The organism is Streptomyces cahuitamycinicus (assembly GCF_002891435.1).
GTDB classification, from domain to species: domain Bacteria; phylum Actinomycetota; class Actinomycetes; order Streptomycetales; family Streptomycetaceae; genus Streptomyces; species Streptomyces cahuitamycinicus.
In genome coordinates this window covers 1-4,425 of the sequence record NZ_POUC01000545.1, presented here as the reverse complement: position 1 = coordinate 4,425, position 4,425 = coordinate 1, and the positions used below count along the sequence as shown (strand labels likewise).

Sequence of the window (4,425 nt, the reverse complement as noted above, 5' to 3'; positions counted from 1 at the left end):
GGTGAAGAGCGAGGGGGGAGAGCTGTTCTTACCGGACTCTTCACGACTTCTTACGTCGGGACGGGACCGTATCGTCGTAACGGGAGCGTACGTCGGGCGAACGTCGGAACGCAACCGTTTCGTCGTCACGCCCTATGCTGTCGCCATGACGACGAAGCCCGACGAGCCCCAGCAGCCCCCGCGCCGCCGGGCCCCCGCGGGGGCGGCCGTACTGCGGGAGGACGTGACGCAAGCGATCCGGGCGGCCGTCTTCGAGGAACTCGCGGCCGTCGGCTACGCACGGATGTCCATCGAGGGGATCGCGCGCCGCGCGGGGGTCGGGAAGACGGCGGTGTACCGCCGCTGGCGCTCGAAACTGCACCTGGTCCTCGACATCGTCTCGGCGCTCGCCGTACAGGGCCTGCCCGCGCCGGACACCGGCTCCCTGGAGGGCGACCTGCGGCTCCTCTACGAGGTGACGTCCCGGGCCCTGCGCCACCCCGTCGCCTCGCAGGTCATCCCCGACCTCCAGGCCGAGGCGGCCCGCAACCCCGACATCGCCGAGGCCCTGCAGAAGGCCCTGCGCGAGGGCCAGGACGGCGTCGCCACCGGCATCGTGACGGCGGCGGAACGCCGCGGCGAACTCCGCGAGGGCATCGACCACGACCTCGCGCTCGACCTGATCTCAGGCCCGCTCTACTGGCGCTCGGTGGTCATCCGCAGCTCGAAGCTGCCGAAGGGGTATCTAGGCGCGCTGGCCCGCGCCACGTCGCAGGGGCTGAAGGCGTTGTAGACCGGCACGGGGCCGTCACGTCTGCGCCCCGTGCGTGCGCCCCGTGCGTGGGCCCCGAGTGTGCGCCCACGCGTTGAGCCCGGCAGGCGCGCCGGGGCTCGTCGTGGCGCGTGGGCGGATCAGCCCCGTCCCGCCTCCGGATGCAGCCGTAGCCACCCCTCCCAGGCCGACCTGATCATGTCCTGCACGCCGAGCCGGGCCTTCCAGCCCAGTTCCGCGGCGGCGCGGTCGGCGGAGGCCACGACCCGGGCCGGGTCGCCCGGGCGGCGGGGGGTGACGGCCGGCGGGCGGTCGTACCCGGTGACGGCGTTGATGCGGTCGATCATCTCGCGGACGGAGACGCCCTCGCCCCGGCCGATGTTGAGCGTGAGATCGCGGCCGGGGGAGGAGCGCAGGGCCCGGGCCGCCGCGACATGGGCCTCGGCCAGGTCGACCACGTGGATGTAGTCGCGCACGCAGGTGCCGTCCGGGGTCGGGTAGTCGTCGCCGAAGACGCGCGGCGGCGCGTCCTCGGTGAGCTTTTCGAAGACCATCGGCACGAGGTTGAACACCCCGGTGTCCGCGAGTTCCGGGCCCGCGGCGCCCGCCACGTTGAAGTAGCGCAGGCACGCGGCCGACAGCCCGGTCGCCCGGCCGGTCGCGCGGACCAGCCACTCACCGGCGAGTTTGGTCTCGCCGTACGGCGACATGGGCAGGCACGGCGTCTCCTCGGTGACCAGGTCCACGTCCGGCATGCCGTACACCGCCGCCGACGAGGAGAAGACGAAGGACGGCACCTTCGCCGCCGTCACGGCGTCCAGCAGGATCCGCAGACCCTCGACGTTCTCCCGGTAGTAGTGCAGCGGCCGTTCCACCGACTCGCCCACCTGCTTCTTCGCCGCGAGGTGGACGACGCCGGTGACCGCGTGGTCCGCGAGGGTGCGGGCAAGCCGCTCGGCGTCCAGGGTCGAGCCCACCACCAGCGGCACCCCGTCGGGCACCCGCTCGGCGATGCCGGTGGACAGGTCGTCGTACACCATCGCCTGCTCGCCAGCCGCGGTCATCGCCCGTACGACGTGCGCGCCGATGTAACCGGCGCCGCCGGTGATCAACCAGGTCATGTGCGGCCGTCCCCTCGTCAGTTGGCCCGTGGTGGTGGTGCGGTGCGCTGGTCCGTCGTGGTCCGGTGCTCTCAGTGAAGCAGGCGGCGCAGCCGTGCGCGGGCGACCGACAGCACGCCGCGTACGCCGGGGGCCACCCGCAGTGCCAGCGCGCCGGAGTGGGTGGCGTACGGCTGTACGAGTACCACGCCGTGCCGAGCGCTCGGGACAGCGCTGCGGCGCAGCAGACCGGCGCCCGTGAGCGCGTGTGCCGAGACGTCGCGGCTCACGCCGTCGCGAAAGCGGATACGAAGGCGCAGGTCCCAGGTGGCCGCGCCGAGCGCGGACAGCGCGGCGAGGTCGATGGTCACCTCCGCCGACCAGGCGCCGCCGCGGACGGAACCGGCGGTCCCGGCCGGCTCGGAGCCTTGCGCGCAAGGTCCGAGTGCCACGGCCCCGGAGCCGGCGACCCCGGCAGGATCGGGTCCGGCGACCCCGTCAGGACCGGAACCGGCGACCCCGGCAGGACCGGAACCGGAACCGGCGACCCCGGCAGGACCGGAGCCCCGGGCGAGCGCTACGGTCCCGGAGTCGGTGGTCCTGGCGGCGGGCTCGGGGTCCTGCGCGAGCGCCACGGCTCCGGAATCGGCGGTCCCGGTGGTCCCGGCAGGCCCGGGACCGCTCGCGCACGGCGTCAGCGGCACGGCCCTGTCCCGGACCACCAGGTCCCCGTCGTCCCGGTGCAGCCACTCCACCTCCACCCTCTCCGGCCCCGCCTGCGCCACCCGCCCGTACAGCTCGTGCAGGCGCAGCCGCAGCCGGGTGCCGCGCGCGCACGGCCGCAGCTCCGCGTCGACGGCGAGGGGCAGCGCGCGAACCGGCCGCGCCCGCAGCGGCTCCAACGAGACCGGGAGGACGTCCGACCAGACCGGCGTGCCGTCCGCGGAGCGGGCGTACGGCGGGCACAGGCGGGCCGGGCGGGCCGCGAGCTCCCGCAGCCGGGGCAGGTCGCACGGCTCCGGGGAGGCCAGGACGATCTGCCCGGCCAGCCGGCCGGGAGCGGCCGGGTTGCGCGCCCAGTCGTCGGCGTCGTACTCCGCGAGGTGCGCCCGCGTGAGCTCCCACCACGCGCGCCGGTAGGCGGCGTCCCGCAACCCCAGTTCACGCATGTACATCCGCAGATCGTGGTCGAGGAACTTGGCGCGCACGGCCCGCGCGAGTTCCTTCTGCCCGGCGCCCAGCAGCACCTCGTACGCCTGCCGGCATGCCTCCGTACGGGCCCTCCAGTTCTCGACGCCGGACCGGTCGAGGGAGATGGACAGCCGCCCGGCCGAGCGGCGCACGTGCCAGACGTACACCCGGTCCGGGACCAGGGCGATGCGCGGAGCCGCGGCCAGGACGCGCGCGGTGAAGACGACGTCCTCGTACGGGAAGCGGCCCTCGGGGAAGCGGACGCCGTGCGCCCGCAGGAAGCCGGTGCGGTAGAGCTTGTTGACGCAGAGCGTGTCGTGGACCAGGCGCGGTCGCCGAGCGGGGTGCGGCACCACGGCGTGCAGCGCGTAGAGACGCGCCTGCCAGGGGACTTCGCGCCCCGATGGCAGCTCGCGGCGTACGCACAGACCGCCCGCGACCTCGGCGTGCGCACCCTCGGCTGCTTCGAGCAGCGCCTCGACCGCGCCGGGCGGCAGGAAGTCGTCGCTGTCCAGGAACATTACGTACGGCGAGGTCACCGCGTCGAGCCCGGTGTTGCGCGGAGTGCCGCAGCCGCCGCTGTTGGCCCGGCGGCGGATCACCTTCAGACGGGGCTCCGAGACGGCGAGCCGGTCGAGCAACGCGGCGCTGCCGTCCGTCGAGCAGTCATCGACGGCCACCACCTCGCGCACGGCCGGTCCCTGGGCGAGCGCCGACCGCACGGCGTCCGTCACATGCGCGGCGTCGTCGTAACCGATCACCACGACGGCGACCCGGGCAAGCGGTCTCCGGGTGTCCCTCTCGGTCTCACACTCGGCATTCATCACGGCGGATGGTAAGCCGGGCGAATGACATGAAAGTGCTAACACACCATCAAACCGTATTGATGCCTCTGATTCAGCACAGAATCGGGCCGTGGAGAGCGGACAGTCGAGGGGGAGCGGCCGGTTCGGCGCGGGGCGGGTGCCTGTGGCGGTGCCCGTGGCGGTGCCCGTGGCGGTGCCCATGGCGGTGATGCTGGCGATCGGGCTGTGGGGCCTGGACCGCGGCGGCATGTGGGGCGACGAGAGCGTCACCTTCCAGGTCGCGCAGCGCACGGTCCCGCAGATCTGGCGGCTGCTGCACGACGTGGACGCCGTCCACGGCCTCTACTACCTGATCATGCACGCCGTCCTCACCGTCCACCCCGGCGAGGTCGTGCTGCGCCTGCCGTCGGTGTGCACGGCGACGGCGACCGCCGGCCTGGTCGCGGCCCTCGGCGTCCGGCTGGCCGGGCCCCGCGTCGGAATGTGGGCCGGGCTCCTGGGTGCAGGCGGCGAGCAGGAGGACCAGCAGGGCGACGAGCAGGGACGGGCGTCTCACGGGGTGCTCTCCGGGTTGTGC

At 73.9% G+C, this 4,425-nt stretch carries 3 protein-coding genes and 1 pseudogene; 2 read left to right on the top strand and 2 right to left on the bottom strand.

What is annotated here, in order from left to right:
• Positions 1-145 precede the first annotated feature (145 nt).
• Positions 146-772 carry a TetR/AcrR family transcriptional regulator gene (locus tag C1J00_RS38860; protein WP_102913588.1) on the top strand — a complete coding sequence of 209 codons (627 nt, stop codon included), beginning with the start codon at positions 146-148 and terminating at the stop codon, positions 770-772.
• A 119-nt stretch (positions 773-891) separates the two neighbouring features.
• On the opposite strand, the gene galE is transcribed toward C1J00_RS38860, so the two are convergent.
• Complete coding sequence (galE, locus tag C1J00_RS38855; protein ID WP_102913587.1) at positions 892-1,872, bottom strand: UDP-glucose 4-epimerase GalE; 981 nt, start codon at positions 1,870-1,872, stop codon at positions 892-894.
• A gap of 71 nt (positions 1,873-1,943) precedes the next feature.
• A complete protein-coding gene (locus tag C1J00_RS38845) occupies positions 1,944-3,866 on the bottom strand; it encodes a glycosyltransferase family 2 protein (protein WP_245936682.1) in 1,923 nt (640 codons plus the stop codon).
• 181 nt (positions 3,867-4,047) lie between these two features.
• On the opposite strand from C1J00_RS38845, the pseudogene C1J00_RS38840 reads away from it, so the two are divergent.
• Positions 4,048-4,425, top strand: a pseudogene (locus C1J00_RS38840) (hypothetical protein); the annotation flags it as partial.

Excerpts from the sequence above, each read along its gene's own strand:
- C1J00_RS38860 (WP_102913588.1), top strand. The coding sequence starts at position 146 with ATGACGACGAAGCCCGACGAGCCCCAGCAGCCCCCGCGCCGCCGGGCC.
- C1J00_RS38845 (WP_245936682.1), bottom strand. The coding sequence starts at position 3,866 with ATGAATGCCGAGTGTGAGACCGAGAGGGACACCCGGAGACCGCTTGCC.
- galE (WP_102913587.1), bottom strand. The coding sequence starts at position 1,872 with ATGACCTGGTTGATCACCGGCGGCGCCGGTTACATCGGCGCGCACGTC.